This window comes from Paracoccaceae bacterium, from assembly GCA_019454225.1.
Taxonomy (GTDB): domain Bacteria; phylum Pseudomonadota; class Alphaproteobacteria; order Rhodobacterales; family Rhodobacteraceae.
Map to the genome: position 1 here is coordinate 1601162 of CP075370.1, position 15946 is coordinate 1617107.

Sequence of the window (15946 nt, forward strand, 5' to 3'; positions counted from 1 at the left end):
GCCCGGAGGCCCGCACCGGACGCGGGTGTCAGAACAGGTAGAAGTCGCTTTCCTGAAGCGTGTCGATGTCCACGCCCCGCAGCACGATGCGGGTGCCGCTGTCCAGAATGATGCTGGTGCCGGTGCCCCCCTGGATCGAGCGCAGCGTCAGGTCGGCGAAGCTGACCCCCGAGATCGAGATCTTGTCGACGCCGACCTCGAAATCCGTGATCAGGTTGCGGCCTTCGTGCGCGGCCGCATGGAACACGAAGGTATCCTGGCCGGTGCCGCCGCTCATCGTGTCGTTGCCGGCATTGCCGGTCAGGTGATCGTCGTCGGCCCCGCCGAACAGGCGGTCATTCGTGGCGCCGCCGAACAGCGCGTCCTGGCCGTTCGCCCCGCGACCGGTGCCGCCCGCGACATAGATCACGTCATCTCCGTCGCCGCCGAACAGCGTGTCGGTCGCCGCGGCGCCGAGGATCGTGTCGTTGCCGACGCCGCCATCGACGTAATACTGGCCATCGCCAAGCATGTAGATGTAGTCGTCGTCGCGGCCGCCAAAGACGGACGCACTGTCGCCAAAGAAGCTGATCGAGTCATCTCCGTTGCCGCCATAGATCATGTCATTGCCGCCGTTGACGGTGATGATATCGTTGCCGCCGGCGCCAAAGATCGTGTCGTCTGCCGCACTGGGGCTGGCGTCGCCGGGCGACGCAGTTACAGTTGAACTGAGAAAGTTCATATAAATCACTTCATTGTACTTCGTTCCGTTGAAAGCAGCCATCTATCTTCCCTTCATTTCCTGTTTTCGCGTAGCGGGCGGGGACTCGGGTGTCCACCTTTGATGTGCGCCGGATGCATATTTTTGACGGACGGGGCGCGTTGACATCGCCCTGCCCGCGACGCCAGATCGGGCCGGGAATTGCAGGGGATCACGGGCGTGCGGCAGGGCTGGCCCAGGGCAGAGCGTGGCATGGTGATCGGTCTGCTGGGCGGTTCGTTCGACCCCGCGCACCAGGGCCACGCCCATATCTCGCGCGAGGCCATGAAGCGTCTGGGCCTGGATGCGGTGTGGTGGCTGGTGTCGCCCGGCAACCCGCTGAAGTCGCGCGGACCCGCGCCGCTGGCCGCGCGCATTGCCCGGGCGCGGGCGGTGATGGACCACCCGCGCGTGACCGTTACAGATGTCGAGGTGCGGATGGGCACGCGGTTCACCGCGGCCACGCTGCGCGGGTTGCGGCTGCGTTATCCGGGCGTGCGGTTCATCTGGCTGATGGGGGCGGACAACCTGGCGCAGTTCCACCGGTGGGACCGCTGGCAGGACATCCTGAAGATGGTGCCGGTGGCGGTTGCCGCGCGACCGGGGCAGGGCGCGCGCGCGCTGCTGTCGCCTGCGGGACGGGCGATGATGGCGCGGCGGCAGGTGCCGCGCGGGTTGCGCGGGGCTGCGGCGCCCGCCTGGGCCTTCGTGGCGCTGCCGATGGTCAAGGCATCGTCAAGCGCGATCCGCGCGCGGGGGGACTGGCGCGGCTGATCCGTCAGCCCCCGGCGGTGCCGGTCAGGCGCGGGGCCGGGCCCAGCGGCAGCGGCCCCAGCGACATGCGTCCGCGCCCCAGCGTCAGCGGCAGGTCGAGCCGGTCCGGATCGGGCGAGGTTTCGGCGAGGCGCCGGGCGAACTCGGCCCATGTGGGGGCGATTTCCGGCCGGATCAGCCCGGCCGCCACCGCGGCATCCAGCGCCGCGCGCCAGCCAGTCAGCCGGATGTCGATGCGGCCCTCGGCAAAGCCCTCGGCATCGGGCGCGAGCGACCCTTCGGCCCAGAACGCGATCCCGCCCCAGCCCAGCGATGCCTCGCGCAGGTCAAGGCGCAGCAGCTGCGGGCGGGCATCGCCCGCGAAACGGTCGAGCGGCGCGGAAAGCCCGGCAAAGGCCACGACGCGCAGGCGGTCGATCTCGCCGGGCAGCGTGGTGCCGGGGGGAAGTGCCGCGAAGAATGCGGGATCGGGGGCAATGCCCGACAGGTCCAGCCCGATCTCATGCGTGTCGGCACGCGACGGGTCGCGGCGGGTGCCCAGGCGCAGGGTCCGCACCGCCAGAGTGGCGGGGGCGGCGGCCCCAGGTGCCAGGGTCAGGTGCAGCGCATCCCCCGCGACCGCCAGCCGGTCGAGCGGCAGCGCGGCCGAGGGCTGCACCACCAGGCTGGCCTGAAGCCGGTCGGACGCCAGCGTGACAGAGGCGCCGGGCAGCGCCAGCCGCTGTTCCGGCGGGAAGGCGGCGATGATGTGCCAGGGTTTCCAGGTGAGCGTGAAGACCTGAACGAAGGGTGCGGTCCAGCCGGTGCCGGTGACCGGGTCGGACAGACGGGGTTCGGTGACGGTCAGGTCGAGGCGGTTGGGAAAGCCGTTCACCGCGATGCCCGCCCGCTCGGCCAGCAGGCCCTGCGCCGACATCTGGTCGAAGGCCGCCGCCGTGCCACGGCTGACCGCCGTGGCCATCGCGAACCACAGCCCGCCCCAGAGCACCGCCGCGCCGACCACCACCCAGACGAGCCACCGCATGACGCCGCCCCTTTCCTTTGCCTTGCGCCCGGGTTCTAAGGCGGGACAGGGGAAAGGACCAGCGATGCAGGATGCGCTTTGGGTCTTCGGTTACGGATCCTTGATCTGGGATCCCGGATTTCCGGTTGCCGAGCGGCGGCTGGCGCGGCTGGACGGCTGGCGGCGCGGGTTCTGCATGCGGTCGATCCACCATCGCGGGTCGGTCGAGGCGCCGGGCCTTGTGCTGGCGCTTGACCGCGAATCCGGGGCGTTCTGCGACGGGCTGGCACTGCGGGTCGCGCCGGGGGCGGAGGCGGCGACGCTGGCCGCGCTGCGCGAACGCGAACTGATCTCGTCCGCCTATCTGGAGGAGTGGCTGCCGGTCGAGGCGGAGGGCAGGCTGACCGCGCTTGCCTATGTGATCGACCCGGGGCACGGGCAGTATTGCGGAGGGCTCGCGATGGAGGAGCAGGCCCGCATCATCGCGACCGCGCGGGGCGGGCGGGGCGCGAATTGCGACTATCTCTATGCGACGGCGGCGCATCTGGCGGAACTTGGCATCGCCGATCCCGACCTCGACTGGCTGGTGGCGCGGGTGCGGGCCCTGCGTGGCGCGTGATCTTTCGGCTTTTCATGCGGGGAATCTTGCGCTTGTGACCCGCGGGGCGTTGCGGGGGGGGGCGGGCAGCGCCTAATCTGCGAGGGGCAAGGGCAAGAGGGGGCAGCCGCGCCGATGGACAAGACCACCGCCACCCCCGGGGCGTCCTTCACGCAGCCGGTGCGGCAGATCGTGCTGATGCTGGCCGTCATCGGCCTTGTCTCGGCCGGGGCATGGCTGGCCCTGCCGCAGGTCAAGGAGGTGTTCGGCGCGAACATCTGGCTGAACGGTGCCATCGGCGTGGTGTTCCTGATCGGTGTCGTTGCCTGCATCTGGCAGGTCGTGCAACTGATCTATTCCGTCAGCTGGATCGAGGGTTTCGCGGGCGGGCGCCCCGGCATCGACGCCGCCGACGCGCCGCGCCTTCTGGCGCCGCTGGCGTCGCTGCTGGCGGCGCGGCGGTCGCGGCTGCAGATTTCGACGACCTCGCAGCGTTCGATCCTGGACAGCGTGGCGATGCGGATCGACGAGGCGCGCGACATCACGCGCTATATCGTCAACCTGCTGATCCTGATGGGGCTTCTGGGCACGTTCTATGGTCTGGCAACCACCGTGCCGGCGGTCGTCGACACCATCCGCGCGCTAGCCCCGCAAGAGGGCGAGACCGGCGTTCAGGTCTTCGACAAGCTGATGGGCGGGCTTGAGGCGCAGCTGGGCGGGATGGGCACGGCGTTTTCCTCGTCGTTGCTGGGGCTGGCGGGATCGCTGGTCGTGGGGCTGCTGGAGCTTTTCGCGGGTCATGGCCAGAACCGGTTCTTCCGCGAACTGGAGGAATGGACCTCGACGATCACGCGCATCGGCCTTGCCGCCGGTGACGGCGAGGGCAGCGGCGACGCGGGCGCCGTGGCGGGCGCCCTGGGCGACTATGCAGGCCGCATCGAGGCACAGATGGAAGGGTTGATCGCCCTGGCCGCCCGGGCCGAGGCCGGGCGGGCCGTGCTGGACGAGCGTATCCTGCGGCTGGCCGGATCGGTCGAGCGGCTGGCGCAGCGGATCGAGGGCGAGACCGGGCGCGACGGCGGGCTGGCCGAGGTGCTGGCGCGGATCGCGGCGGCGCAGGAGGCCATTGCGGCCGGGCAGGAGGCCATCGCCGCCGGGCAGGAGGGCATTGCCGCGCGGCTGACCGAAACCCCTGCGCCCGACACGGCGGGTGTGGATGCGGAAAGCCGCATGCGCCTGCGGTCGATCGACGTGCAGCTTCTGCGGATACTGGAGGAGATTTCGGCCGGCAGGCAGGAAAGCGTGACCGACCTGCGCACCGATCTGGCGGCACTGACGGCGGCGGTGCGGCAGCTGGGACGCGGGCAGGGAGGGCGCTGACCGATGGCGCTGTCGCGGCGGACCGGTGCACGGATGGCGGGGACAAGCTGGCCCGGTTTCGTCGATGCGATGACCGCGCTGCTGCTGGTGCTGATGTTCGTGCTGTCGATCTTCATGATCGTGCAGTCGGTCCTGCGCGACACGATTTCGGCGCAGGACAGCGAGCTTGCCGAGCGCCAGGCCGAGATTGCCCGGCAGGACAGCGCGCTGCAGGCGCTGACAGAGCAGGTCGCGGGCCTGGCCGATGCCCTGGGGCTGGAGCGGAACCGGGCAGAGCGGCTGCAGGCCGAGGTCGGGCAGCTGACCGCAGGGCTGGCCACGGCGCGGGCGGAAGGGGCCGAGCAGGCGGCGATGATCGCGACGCTGTCGGCGACCCTGTCGGCGCGCGAGGCCGATCTGCAGGCGGCGGGCGGGCGGATCGCGGCGTTCGAGGCGCAGGTGGCCAGCCTGCTGGCCGACCGCGACCGCCTGGCCGACGAAGGCGCGCGGCTGTCGACGTCGGTCGCGGAGCTTGAGGCTGCGCGCGCGCAGTTGCTGACCGAGCAGGAGGCGCTGAACCTGGCGCTTGCGGCCGCGCGGTCCGAGATCGACGCGGGGGCCGAGGCGGCGCGGCTGGCCGCGGCGCGGGCCGATGCGATGGAGGCGCTCGTGGCCGACCTGCGGGCGAAGGCCAGCGAGGGCGAGGCCACGCTGGCGCAGGCCCTGGCGCGGCTGCAGGCGGCCGAGGGGCTGGCGGGCAACCGGGCGGACGAGATCGCCGCCCTGACCGCGCGTGTCGCGGCGCTGACCGAGGCCGAAGCGCGGGCGACGGCCGAACGCGACGGGCTGAAGGCAGCGGTGGCGGGCCTGACCGATGAACTGGGCCGGGTCATCGCGGCGGCGGGAACCGAGGCCGAGGGGCTGCGCGCACGGCTGGCCGAGGCGCGATCGGGCCTGACCGAGGCGGAACGCGCGCGGCTGGCCGATCTGGCCGCGGCCGACGCGCTGCGCGCCCGGCTGGCCGAAGCCGAGGGCGCCCTGACCGAGGCCGAGCGCGCGCGGCTGGCCGAGGCGGCCGCCCTGGCCGAGGCGCGGCGGCGGCTGGCCGAGATCGAGGCGGGCCTGAGCGAGGCCGAGAAGGCCCGGCTGGCCGAGGCGGCGGCGGCCGAGGCCCTGCGCGCGCGGCTGGCCGAGACGGAGGGCGCGCTGACCGAGGCCGAGGCGCAGCGCCTGGCCGACCTGGCCGCTGCCGAGGCGCTGCGGGCGCGGCTGGCCGGGGCCGAGACCGAACTGACGGCGATGACACTGGCGCTGGAAGAGCAGCGCCGCCGGGCCGAGGAGACCCTGACGCTGCTGGCCGCCGCGCGGTCGGAGGCGGCATCGGCCGCGACATCGGGCGATGAGCGCGCCGCGCGGCTGGCCGCCGCCGAGGCGGCGCTGTCTGCCGAACGCGAGGGGGCATTGCAGGCGCAGCGGCAGGTTGCGTTGCTGAACGAGCAGGTTGCGGCCCTGCGGGCGCAGCTTGGGGCACTTCAGGCGCTGCTGGACGAGGCGGGCGCCCGCGATGCCGCCGCGCAGGTGCAGATCGAGGCGCTTGGCGGCAGGCTGAACGCCGCCCTGGCGCAGGTGGCGGCCGAGGAACGGCGCCGCGCCGATCTGGAGGCCGCCGAACGCCAGAGGCTGGAGGCCGCGAACCAGGATCTTGAGCGGTTCCGGTCGGAGTTCTTCGGGCAGTTGAGCGAGCTTCTTGCCGGCCGCGAGGGGGTTCGCGTGGTGGGCGACCGGTTCGTGTTCTCGTCCGAGGTGTTGTTTGCGCCGGGTTCGGCCGACCTGTCGCCCGAGGGCCGGGCGCAGATCGCGGGTGTGGTGGCGACGCTGCGGGAAATTTCGGGGCGCATCCCTGCGGGCATCGACTGGATCATCCGGGTGGACGGGCACACCGACAACGTGCCGCTGTCGGGCTTCGGGGCCTTTGCCGACAACTGGGCGCTCAGCCAGGCGCGGGCGCTGTCGGTGGTGCGGTTCATGCAGGACGATCTGGGATTCCCGCCGAACCGGATGGCCGCCACCGGGTTCGGTGAATGGCAGCCCGTTTCCACGGGCAACAGCGCCGAGGCACGGGCGGCGAACCGGCGGATCGAGTTGAAGCTGACCGAACGATAGGCGGGCGGCGGGGCCGTCAGACGCGGCTGCCGTGCAGCCAGGCCAGCACATCCTGCCAGGTGACCGAGCCGTCATCGGGTCCGTAATGCCCCAGCATGTCGCGGGCCCGCCAGAAGATCGCTTGCAGCACGTCGGCGTCCTGCAGTTGGGTGACCTCCTCCTGGCGGGTCATGGTGTCGCCATCGACGCGCAGCCACAGGCCATTGGCCTGCCGCTGAAGGTAGGAATAGTATTCCTTGTTTCCGGCCAGAACCACCTCGCCCCGCGCGGCGGCAAGTTCGAGGATCGCGCGCTGCGCCGTCGTGTCGGACATGCCCTGCCTCAGCGCGGAACCGAAGGCCCCCGGCATCCGCGGGGGCCTTCGCTGCGGTCACGGTCCGGGATCATTCCGCCGTCAGGAGTGGCGGTTTCGATCCGGTCAGGCGCGGCTTCTGCGGACCTTCGATCTGCAGGTCGATGGCGTCGTCCTTCAGGCCCACGCGCACCACACCGCCCTTCATCAGCTTGCCGAACAGAAGTTCCTCGGCCAGCGGCTTCTTGACGTGTTCCTGGATCACCCGTGCCAGAGGCCGGGCGCCCATCTTGTCGTCATAGCCCTTGTCACCCAGCCAGGCGGCCGCCTCGGGCGTCAGTTCGATATGCACGCCGCGATCCATCAGCTGCGCCTCGAGCTGGAGCACGAACTTCTCGACGACCTGCATGATGGTTTCCTTGGCCAGAGGCGCGAAGGAAATCACGGCATCCAGGCGGTTGCGGAACTCGGGCGTGAACAGCCGTTCGATCGCCGCCGTATCCTCGCCCGACCGCTTGTCGCGGCCGAAGCCGATGGCCGCCTTGGCCATGTCGGAAGCGCCCGCATTCGTGGTCAGGATCAGGATCACGTTGCGGAAATCGACCTGCCGGCCGTTGTGGTCGGTCAGCTTGCCGTGGTCCATCACCTGCAGCAGGATATTGTACACATCCGGATGCGCCTTTTCGATCTCGTCCAGCAGCAGCACGCAATGCGGGTGCTGGTCGACGCCATCGGTCAGCATCCCGCCCTGGTCGAAGCCGACATAGCCCGGAGGCGCGCCGATCAGACGGGAAACGGCGTGCTTCTCCATGTATTCCGACATGTCGAAGCGCAGCAGTTCCACGCCCAGGCTGGAGGCCAGCTGCTTGGCGACCTCGGTCTTGCCGACGCCGGTCGGGCCCGCGAACAGGTAGTTGCCGATGGGCTTTTCCGGCTCGCGCAGGCCCGCGCGTGCCAGCTTGATCGCCGAGCAGAGCGATTCCACCGCCTTGTCCTGGCCGAAGACGACGCGCTTCAGCGTCTTTTCCAGATCGCGCAGGGTTTCCGCATCGTCCTTGCTGACGGTCTTGGGCGGAATCCGGGCGATCTTGGCCACCACCGCCTCGATCTCCTTCGGGCCGATGGTCTTGCGGCGCTTCGATTCCGACACGAGGTGCTGCGCCGCGCCGGCCTCGTCGATGACGTCGATGGCCTTGTCGGGCAGCTTGCGGTCATGGATGTAGCGCGCGGCCAGTTCCACCGCGGACTTGATCGCCTCGGAGGTGTAGCGCAGGTCGTGATGTTCCTCGAAATAGGGCTTCAGGCCCATGAGGATCTTGATCGAATCCTCCACCGAAGGCTCGTTCACGTCGATCTTCTGGAACCGGCGCGACAGCGCGCGATCCTTCTCGAAGTGCTGGCGGAATTCCTTGTAGGTGGTCGAGCCCATGCAGCGCAGCTTGCCGCCCTGCAGCGCGGGTTTCAGCAGGTTGGAGGCATCCATGGCCCCGCCGCTGGTGGCGCCCGCGCCGATCACGGTATGGATCTCGTCGATGAACAGGATCGCGTCGGGGTGATCCTCCATCTCCTTGACCACGGCCTTCAGGCGTTCCTCGAAATCACCGCGATACCGTGTGCCGGCCAGAAGCGCGCCCATGTCGAGGCTGTAGATCGTGGCGCCTGCCAGAACCTCGGGCACCTCGTGCTTGACGATCTTCCATGCCAGGCCTTCGGCGATGGCGGTCTTGCCCACGCCGGGGTCGCCCACCAGAAGCGGGTTGTTCTTGCGGCGGCGGCACAGCACCTGGATGCAGCGCTCGACCTCCATGTCGCGGCCGATCAGGGGGTCCACGTCGCCCTTCCGGGCCTTCACGTTCAGATCGACGCAGTATTTCGACAGAGCGGATTCCTTGGCCTCGCCCGCCTCGGCCTTGGGGGTTTCCTGCGGTTCATCGGCGCCGGTCACCGGCCGGCTTTCGCCATAGGACGGATCCTTGGCCACGCCATGCGCGATGAAGTTCACCGCGTCGTAGCGCGTCATGTCCTGTTCCTGCAGGAAATAGGCGGCGTTCGATTCACGTTCGGCAAAGATCGCGACCAGCACGTTGGCACCCGTGACCTCGGTCCGGCCGGAGGATTGCACATGGATCGCCGCACGCTGGATCACCCGCTGGAAGGCGGCGGTGGGCACCGCCTCGGACCCCTCGACATCGGTCACGAGCGTCGAGAGATCGTCGTCGATGAAGTCCTGCAGCGTCTTGCGCAGCTCGTCGAGGTTGACCGAGCAGGCCTTCATCACCCGCGCGGCATCGGGTTCGTCGATCAGTGCGAGCAGAAGATGCTCGAGGGTCGCGAGTTCATGGCGGCGCGCATTTGCAAGGGCAAGTGCGCCGTGGATGGCCTGCTCGAGGGTCTGGGAAAATGACGGCACGTTCCGGTGCTCCTGTCCTGCGGGTCCGGGGGGCTTGCAGCCCCGCCGAAGCCTGGCCTCATGAAGGTTAAACTTCGGTTCTTTTGGCCGGGCTTCAAGTGGTATTTTCGGAAGTCGCCCGAACATCGGGCGAACGCCGCGAAAAGTGACAGAAGTGCTGCGGCGCCGTCGAGGATGCGCCTAGAATCTGTCCTTCGCCGCGCGGATCGCGGCAAAGACGGCGGCGTCGGGCGCGTCGGCCAGGCCCATGACCGCCTTGAGCGCGGGCAGATGTGCCCGCAGGTAGGGGTTGGTTCGCCGTTCCTCCGCAAGAAGGGACGGCACGGTCGGGCGGCCTGCCGTGCGCAGGGACGCCACCGTCTCGGATCGCGAGATAATGTCGGGATTGGCCGGTTCAAGGGACAGCGCGAAACGCAGGTTGGCGGCGGTGTATTCGTGGCCGGACGCGATGCGCGTATCGTCCGGCAGCGCCGCCAGCCGCAACAGCCCGGCGTGGTAGTCGGGGGCGTTGCCCTCGAACATCCGCCCGCAGCCTGCGGCCATCAGGCTGTCGCCGGTGAAGGCGATGGCCGCAGCGGGCAGGTGAAAGGCCACATGCCCCACCGTATGGCCCGATACGTCGATCACATGCACCCGTTCCCCCGCGAATTCGAAGGACTCGCCGGGCCGGACGGCACGGTCCAGCGGCGGCAGCCGATGCGCGTCCGCCGCCGCGCCCGTGACCCTCGCACCCGTGGCGGCCACGATATCGGCCAGCCCGCCGACATGGTCGCGGTGGTGGTGGGTGATCCAGACGTCGGTCAGCCGCCAGCCACGGGCGGCCAGCGCGGCCAGGATCGGCGCCGGCTCGGGCACATCGGCCAGGGCGGTGGCGCCCGAGGATGGGTCGTGCAGAAGAAAGGCGTAGTTGTCCGACAGGCAGGGCACGGTCAGCAGTTCGAATGTCATGGTCTTGCCCCTCGTCCTTGCCTATCCTGCGTCGACCCTGACCGGAAAGTCCCAGGCCCGCAATGCACCTCGACGTGCTCGACCTGCGCAACTTCTACTACCGTACCCCGCTGGGCCGCGTGGCGCAGCGGGCGATCCGCGACCAGGTGGTGGCGATGTGGGGTGACCACAAGGGGCAATCGGTGGCGGGCTTCGGCTTTGCCGCGCCGCTGCTGCGGCCCTTCCTGCCCGATGCGGCGCGCGTCGTCGCCCTGATGCCGGCACCGCAGGGGGTGATGCCCTGGCCCGCCGGAATGGAGAACGTGTCGGTCCTGTGCGAGGAAACGCAGTGGCCGCTTGCGGGCGGGTCGATTGACAAGCTGGTGATGCTGCACGGGCTGGAAACCTCGGAACATCCCGGCGCGGTCCTGGACGAGGGCGCGCGGGTGCTGGCACCTGGCGGCCGGGCGCTGTTCGTGGTGCCCGCGCGTGGCGGCATCTGGGCGCGGGCCGATGGCACGCCCTTCGGTTTCGGGCGCCCCTACACCGCGCGCCAGCTGGAGGCGCAGCTTGTCCGGCACGGCTTTACCCCGGAGCGCAGCATCTCGGCGCTTTATGCGCCGCCGTCCCAGGCCCGGTTCTGGCTGCGCACGTCGGCCTTCTGGGAGCGGATGGGGCGCCGCGTGCTGCCATGGCGGGCGGGTGGCGTGCTGATGGTCGAGGCCACGAAACAGGTGTGGCAGCCGCGGCGCGGGGGGCTTGGCGCCACGGTGCGCAAGCCGCTGGGCGTGCTGGAGGGCATCGGCCAGCCGCGCCCGCAGCCCGCCCGGACGCCGGGGCTGGGCCGGATGGCGGAGTGAAGGCGGGCCGGAGTGCACCCCGGCCCGCGATCCGTGCCGGCCGCGTCAGTCGCCCAGATCCTCGGGCAGCAGCAGGTTCAGGACAATGGCGATGGCCGCCGCGGGCAGCAGACCCGAGGTCAGCAGGATCTGTGCCGTCCGCCCCATGTGCTGAAGCGCTGCGGGTTCCAGTTGCAGGCCGAGGCTGATCGACAGCGCGGTGGCGAAGATCACCATGTTGCGGCGGTTCCACCGCACCTCGGACAGCATGTTGACACCGCTGGCGCAGACCATGCCGAACATCACGATCACTCCGCCGCCCAGCACGTTGATCGGCACGGTGTTGATCGCCGCGCCGATCTTCGGGATCAGGCCGCAGACGATCAGGAACACCGCGCCGATGGTCACGACATGGCGGCTCATCAGGCCCGTCATGGCGATCAGGCCGACGTTCTGGCTGAACGAGGTGTTGGGCAGGCCACCGAAGACCCCGGCAATCGCCGTGCCCGCACCGTCGGCAAAGGTCGCGCCGGTGATCTCGCGATCCGTGGCCTCGCGCCCGGCGCCGCCCTTGGTGATCCCCGAGGTATCGCCGACCGTCTCGATCGCCGAGACGATGGCCATGAAGCACATGCCAAGGATGATCGCGGTGTTGAACTCGAACCCCCACTTGAACGGCATCGGCGGCGCGAACACCCCGGCGCGCTCGATGGGCGTCAGGTTGACCTGGCCCATGGCGAAGGCCACGACATAGCCCGCGATCAGGCCGATCAGGACGGCCGCGATGGCCATGAAGCCGCGTGCGAAGAACTTGACCGCCAGCGTGACCAGCACGACGACGATGGCGGGCGCCCACATGGCAAGGCTGCCGAAACGCACCTGCGACCAGTCGACCGGCGTTCCGGCGGCCTGCGCGGCGGCGATGGCGCGCTGCCCCGCCTCAAGCGCGGGCACGCCGCCCGCCGCATACTGGATGCCGACCTTGACCAGTGCGAGGCCGATCATCAGCACGATCAGCCCGGTGACCAGCGGCGGCAGCGCATAGCGGATGCGCCCGACAAAGAACCCCAGACAGAAATGGAACAGGCCGCCGATCACGACGCCGGTCATCAGCCCTGCAAGACCCGCCGAACCCATGCCCGCCACCGCCGGGATCATCACCGGGACAAAGGCGAAGGACGTGCCCTGCACGATGGGCAGCCTTGCCCCGACCGGGCCCATCCCGATGGTCTGGAACAGCGTGGCGATGCCTGCGAACAGCATCGACATCTGGATCATGTAGGTCATGTCCGGAAAGCCGAGGGCCGCCTGATCGGACCCGAATCCGATCCCGGCTGCGCCGCAGACGATGATGGCGGGCGTGACGTTCGAGACGAACATCGCCAGAACGTGCTGGATGCCCAGCGGAACCGCCTGGGCAAGCGGGGGCATGTAGTCGGGGTCGCGCATTTCCTGCGCGGACCCCAGCGAGGTCGCGGTCATGGCTTGATCCTTTCCCTGGGGGACATGTTGTTCTCGCCGTCTCCGCTCCCTCCCCCCGGAGGCGGTCCGGTCAGGTGGCGCCGGTCAGGGCGCCGTCACCGTCCACGGTTCCGTGAACCGGTGTTCTTCGAGGTTCGTGCCCGGTCCGATGCGATCGACCACGGCAAACAGTCCGGGCGCATGAAGCGGCGTCAACACGCCGTGCCAGGTTCCGCGGTTCAGGTTGATGCCCTGCGCGCCATTCGTCATGAAGGCCAGCGGCTCTGCCTGCGGATCGGGCGCCACGATGACCAGAAAGGGATGCTGCGTCATCGGCAGGAAGGCCTGGCTGCCCTCGGGGTGGCGCTCGATCAGGTCGAAGGCGTAGGGCAGGGCCCTGGGTTCGGCGTGAAAGACCGAGATGCCCGCCCGCCCGTCCGCGAAGTCGAGCGTCGCGCGGTCGTGATGGCGGCGGCAGAGCCCGGCGTTGATCAGGCGGAATTCGCACGCCGCATCCAGCACCTGGCCATAGGGTGCGAAGGCGGCGGCGGTCAGGGGGGCAGGGCGGATTGTCTTCATGCCGGGCGCCCGTCCGCTGTCGCCGTCCGCCCTGCGGCGCCTGCGCGGGTCACCTTGCCCCCCTGTCGGCCAGCGCCCCGCGCAGGTTGGCGTGACGGTTGACATCCTTGTAGAGCAGATAGCGGAACCGCCCCGGCCCCCCGGCATAGCAGGCCTGCGGGCAGAAGGCGCGCAGCCACATGTAGTCGCCCGTCTCGACCTCGACCCAGTCGCGGTTCAGCCGGTAGACGGCCTTGCCCTCGAGCACATAGAGACCGTGTTCCATCACATGCGTCTCCTCGAAGGGGATCAGCCCGCCGGGTTCGAAGGTGACGATGTTGACATGCATGTCATGGCGCAGGTCGTCATGGGCCACGAAACGGCTGGTCGCCCAGCGACCCTGCGTGCCCGGCATCGCCCCCGGCGTGACGTGCTGTTCGTTGGTGACGAAGGCGGGCGGCGGCGTCAGGCCGGGGGCGGGTTGCCACAGCTTGCGGATCCAGTGGAAACCGGCGGGCGTGGTGCCACCGTTGCGCAGCCGCCAGGGGGTGCCGGGGGGCAGATAGGCATAGCCGCCGGGCGCGAGGGCATGGGTTTCGTCGCCGATTGTCAGCGTCGGGCGACCCGTCGTGACAAAGATCACGCCCTGCGCGCCGTCCTCGGGTTCGGGCGCATCCGACCCGCCGCCCGGGGCCACGTCCATCACGTAGTGCGAGAAGGTCTCGGAAAAGCCGGTCATCGGGCGGGCGATGATCCAGGCGCGCGTCGCGTCCCATCCGGGCAGATAGCTGGTCACGATGTCCGACATGACGCCGCGCGGGATCACCGCATAGGCCTCGGTGAACACGGCCCGCCCGGTGTGCAGCGCGGTCTGTGGCGGCAGCCCGTCGGCGGGCAGCGCGTAGCTTGTCATGGCAGCATGTCCTTCAGGCGCAGTTCGGCGATCCGCTCGACCTGCGCACAGGCGGTGGCAAACTCGGTTTCGGTGTCGTTCGCGATGCGGCGGCGGAAGGCCGCAAGGATGGTGTCGCGGGTGTTGTCGCGCACCGCGATGATGAAGGGAAAGCCGTGGCGCGCGACATAGTCGGCGTTCAGCCGCTGGAAGGTCGCGCGGTCGTCGTCGGTCAGCGCGTCAAGTGCTGCAGAGGCCTGTTCGGCGGTCGACTCGGCCGTCAGCCTCCGCGCCTGTGCCAGCTTGCCGGCCAGATCGGGGTGGGCGCGCAGCACGCCCAGGCGTTCGTCGCGGCTGGCCGAACGGAACGCGCGGGCCAGCGCGTTGTGCAGCCCCGTGGCGGTGTCATGCGCGGGTCCGAGTTCCAGCCCGTGCGCGCGCTCGGCGATCCAGGGCGAATGTTCGAACACGCCTCCGAAACGGGCGACAAAGGCCGTGCGGTCCATCCGCGAGGGCCGTTCGCGCCGCACCGGCGGGTTCTCGCGCGCCCAGTGGGCGGCGATCTGGCCGCGCGTTGCAAACCACGCGCCCCCCTTCTGCGCGGCATGGTCGAGGAACCGCGCCAGACCCGCGATCTTGCCCGGGCGGCCGATCAGGCGGCAGTGCAATCCGACCGAGAACATCCGGCCGCCTTCGGAATGCAGGACGTCGAAACTGTCGCAGAGGTAGTCGCCGAACTCGCGCCCCGTGACATAGCCCGGCGCCGTCGCAAAGCGCATGTCGTTGGCTTCCAGCGTGTAGGGGATCACCAGTTGGTCGCGGCCGCCGATGTCGGTCCAGTAGGGCAGGTCATCGTCATAGGTGTCGGAAATCCAGTCGAACTGACCGGTCTCTGCTGTCAGCCGGACGGTGTTGACCGAGCATCGCCCGGTGTACCAGCCGCGCGGCGGTTCGCCGGTCACCTCGGCATGCAGGCGGATGGCCTCGGCGATCTGGCGGCGCTCCTCGTCTTCCGGCATGTCGCGGTGATCGACCCATTTCAGCCCGTGCGACGCGATTTCCCATCCCGCGGACTTCATCGCCGCCACCTGGCCCGGGGCGCGGGCCAGCGCGCTGGCCACGCCATAGATCGTGACGGGCAGGCCGCGCGTCGTGAACAGGCGATGCAGGCGCCAGAAACCCGCACGCGCGCCATAGTCGTAGATCGATTCCATGTTCCAGTGGCGCATCCCCGGCCAGGGCGCCGCGCCCGCGATGTCGGACAGGAACGCCTCGGACTGGCCGTCGCCGTGCAGGATGCTGTTTTCGCCGCCCTCCTCATAGTTCAGCACCAGACTGACCGCGACGCGGGCATCGCCAGGCCAGCGGGCATCGGGCGGGGTGGGGCCGTGACCATGGAAATCGCGGGGATAGCGCAGCAAGGCGGCCTCCTGTCATTTTGGATGACGGTAGGGCAGAAATCGCGGGGGCGGTTTCAAATTTTCCGCGAAGGTCCTTATCGGCGCCGCGGCAGTCGCGCGGTGGGGCGGTCGCGCATAGACTGCCCGGGAAACGGTCGGAGGATGGATGATGGCGGACGGACGGTTGACCACGCATGTGCTGGACACCGCGCGGGGAAAACCCGCGGCGGGCGTGCGGATCGCGCTTTACCGGGTGTCAGGCAACAGCCACCGCAAGATCGCCGAGACGGTGACCAATGCCGACGGGCGCACCGACGCGCCGATGCTGGCAGGTGCGGCGCTGACGGCGGGGACCTATGAACTGGTGTTTTTCGCGGGCGACTATCTGCGGGCGTCGGGGCAGGCGGGCGGCGGGTTGCTGTTTCTCGACGAAATCCCGATCCGGTTCGGCGTGCCGGATGCGGCGCAGCACTATCATGTTCCGCTGCTGATCTCGCCCTTCGCCTATTCGACCTACCGGGGCAGCTGACA

General features: G+C 69.6%; 15 protein-coding genes. 6 read left to right on the forward strand and 9 right to left on the reverse strand.

From position 1 onward, the window contains the following. Positions 1-28: 28 nt before the first annotated feature. On the reverse strand, positions 29-763 hold the full coding sequence (locus KF887_07620; protein QYK42955.1) for a hypothetical protein: 735 nt from the start codon (positions 761-763) through the stop codon (positions 29-31). A 156-nt stretch (positions 764-919) separates the two neighbouring features. Here KF887_07620 and KF887_07625 point away from each other — a divergent pair, with 156 nt between their 5' ends. Continuing rightward, a complete protein-coding gene (locus tag KF887_07625) occupies positions 920-1513 on the forward strand; it encodes a nicotinate-nucleotide adenylyltransferase (GenBank protein ID QYK43483.1) in 594 nt (197 codons plus the stop codon). 4 nt (positions 1514-1517) lie between these two features. On the opposite strand, the gene KF887_07630 is transcribed toward KF887_07625, so the two are convergent. Beyond that, positions 1518-2537: a DUF2125 domain-containing protein gene (locus KF887_07630; protein QYK42956.1), complete on the reverse strand. Its 1020-nt coding sequence runs from the start codon at positions 2535-2537 to the stop codon at positions 1518-1520. A gap of 64 nt (positions 2538-2601) precedes the next feature. Between KF887_07630 and KF887_07635 the strand changes: the two genes are divergently transcribed. From KF887_07635 to KF887_07645, 3 genes are all read left to right on the forward strand, one after another. Continuing rightward, positions 2602-3135 carry a gamma-glutamylcyclotransferase gene (locus KF887_07635; GenBank protein QYK42957.1) on the forward strand — a complete coding sequence of 178 codons (534 nt, stop codon included), beginning with the start codon at positions 2602-2604 and terminating at the stop codon, positions 3133-3135. A gap of 114 nt (positions 3136-3249) precedes the next feature. After that, on the forward strand, positions 3250-4494 hold the full coding sequence (locus KF887_07640) for a biopolymer transporter ExbB (protein QYK42958.1): 1245 nt from the start codon (positions 3250-3252) through the stop codon (positions 4492-4494). A gap of 3 nt (positions 4495-4497) precedes the next feature. Next, entirely contained in the window at positions 4498-6636 is a 2139-nt protein-coding gene (locus KF887_07645) for a peptidoglycan -binding protein (GenBank protein QYK42959.1), read from the forward strand. A gap of 16 nt (positions 6637-6652) precedes the next feature. Here KF887_07645 and KF887_07650 read toward each other — a convergent pair whose 3' ends face one another. The 3 genes from KF887_07650 to gloB all read right to left on the reverse strand — a co-directional run bounded on the left by KF887_07650 (position 6653) and on the right by gloB (position 10286). Continuing rightward, positions 6653-6949: a hypothetical protein gene (locus KF887_07650; GenBank protein QYK42960.1), complete on the reverse strand. Its 297-nt coding sequence runs from the start codon at positions 6947-6949 to the stop codon at positions 6653-6655. A 70-nt stretch (positions 6950-7019) separates the two neighbouring features. Beyond that, a complete protein-coding gene (clpA, locus tag KF887_07655) occupies positions 7020-9338 on the reverse strand; it encodes an ATP-dependent Clp protease ATP-binding subunit ClpA (protein QYK42961.1) in 2319 nt (772 codons plus the stop codon). A 180-nt stretch (positions 9339-9518) separates the two neighbouring features. Continuing rightward, positions 9519-10286, reverse strand: a complete 768-nt coding sequence (gloB, locus tag KF887_07660; GenBank protein QYK42962.1) for a hydroxyacylglutathione hydrolase — start codon at positions 10284-10286, stop codon at positions 9519-9521. 62 nt (positions 10287-10348) lie between these two features. On the opposite strand from gloB, the gene KF887_07665 reads away from it, so the two are divergent. Then, a complete protein-coding gene (locus KF887_07665) occupies positions 10349-11125 on the forward strand; it encodes a methyltransferase domain-containing protein (protein ID QYK42963.1) in 777 nt (258 codons plus the stop codon). A 45-nt stretch (positions 11126-11170) separates the two neighbouring features. Here KF887_07665 and KF887_07670 read toward each other — a convergent pair whose 3' ends face one another. From KF887_07670 to puuE, 4 genes are all read right to left on the reverse strand, one after another. Further along, on the reverse strand, positions 11171-12586 hold the full coding sequence (locus tag KF887_07670; protein QYK42964.1) for a purine permease: 1416 nt from the start codon (positions 12584-12586) through the stop codon (positions 11171-11173). 84 nt (positions 12587-12670) lie between these two features. After that, positions 12671-13144: an ureidoglycolate lyase gene (locus KF887_07675; GenBank protein ID QYK42965.1), complete on the reverse strand. Its 474-nt coding sequence runs from the start codon at positions 13142-13144 to the stop codon at positions 12671-12673. 49 nt (positions 13145-13193) lie between these two features. Beyond that, positions 13194-14036, reverse strand: coding sequence for a (S)-ureidoglycine aminohydrolase (locus KF887_07680; protein ID QYK42966.1), 843 nt, complete (start codon positions 14034-14036; stop codon positions 13194-13196). Continuing rightward, positions 14033-15436 carry an allantoinase PuuE gene (puuE, locus tag KF887_07685; GenBank protein ID QYK42967.1) on the reverse strand — a complete coding sequence of 468 codons (1404 nt, stop codon included), beginning with the start codon at positions 15434-15436 and terminating at the stop codon, positions 14033-14035. The genes KF887_07680 and puuE overlap by 4 nt, the downstream gene beginning before the upstream one ends. Positions 15437-15584: 148 nt before the next feature. Here puuE and uraH point away from each other — a divergent pair, with 148 nt between their 5' ends. Further along, positions 15585-15944, forward strand: a complete 360-nt coding sequence (gene uraH, locus KF887_07690) for a hydroxyisourate hydrolase (protein QYK42968.1) — start codon at positions 15585-15587, stop codon at positions 15942-15944. Positions 15945-15946: the final 2 nt, after the last annotated feature.

Excerpts from the sequence above, each read along its gene's own strand:
- KF887_07640 (QYK42958.1), top strand. The coding sequence starts at position 3,250 with ATGGACAAGACCACCGCCACCCCCGGGGCGTCCTTCACGCAGCCGGTG.
- KF887_07670 (QYK42964.1), bottom strand. The coding sequence starts at position 12,586 with ATGACCGCGACCTCGCTGGGGTCCGCGCAGGAAATGCGCGACCCCGAC.
- KF887_07680 (QYK42966.1), bottom strand. The coding sequence starts at position 14,036 with ATGACAAGCTACGCGCTGCCCGCCGACGGGCTGCCGCCACAGACCGCG.
- KF887_07650 (QYK42960.1), bottom strand. The coding sequence starts at position 6,949 with ATGTCCGACACGACGGCGCAGCGCGCGATCCTCGAACTTGCCGCCGCG.
- KF887_07630 (QYK42956.1), bottom strand. The coding sequence starts at position 2,537 with ATGCGGTGGCTCGTCTGGGTGGTGGTCGGCGCGGCGGTGCTCTGGGGC.
- uraH (QYK42968.1), top strand. The coding sequence starts at position 15,585 with ATGGCGGACGGACGGTTGACCACGCATGTGCTGGACACCGCGCGGGGA.
- KF887_07620 (QYK42955.1), bottom strand. The coding sequence starts at position 763 with ATGGCTGCTTTCAACGGAACGAAGTACAATGAAGTGATTTATATGAAC.
- KF887_07635 (QYK42957.1), top strand. The coding sequence starts at position 2,602 with ATGCAGGATGCGCTTTGGGTCTTCGGTTACGGATCCTTGATCTGGGAT.
- KF887_07675 (QYK42965.1), bottom strand. The coding sequence starts at position 13,144 with ATGAAGACAATCCGCCCTGCCCCCCTGACCGCCGCCGCCTTCGCACCC.
- KF887_07665 (QYK42963.1), top strand. The coding sequence starts at position 10,349 with ATGCACCTCGACGTGCTCGACCTGCGCAACTTCTACTACCGTACCCCG.
- gloB (QYK42962.1), bottom strand. The coding sequence starts at position 10,286 with ATGACATTCGAACTGCTGACCGTGCCCTGCCTGTCGGACAACTACGCC.
- KF887_07645 (QYK42959.1), top strand. The coding sequence starts at position 4,498 with ATGGCGCTGTCGCGGCGGACCGGTGCACGGATGGCGGGGACAAGCTGG.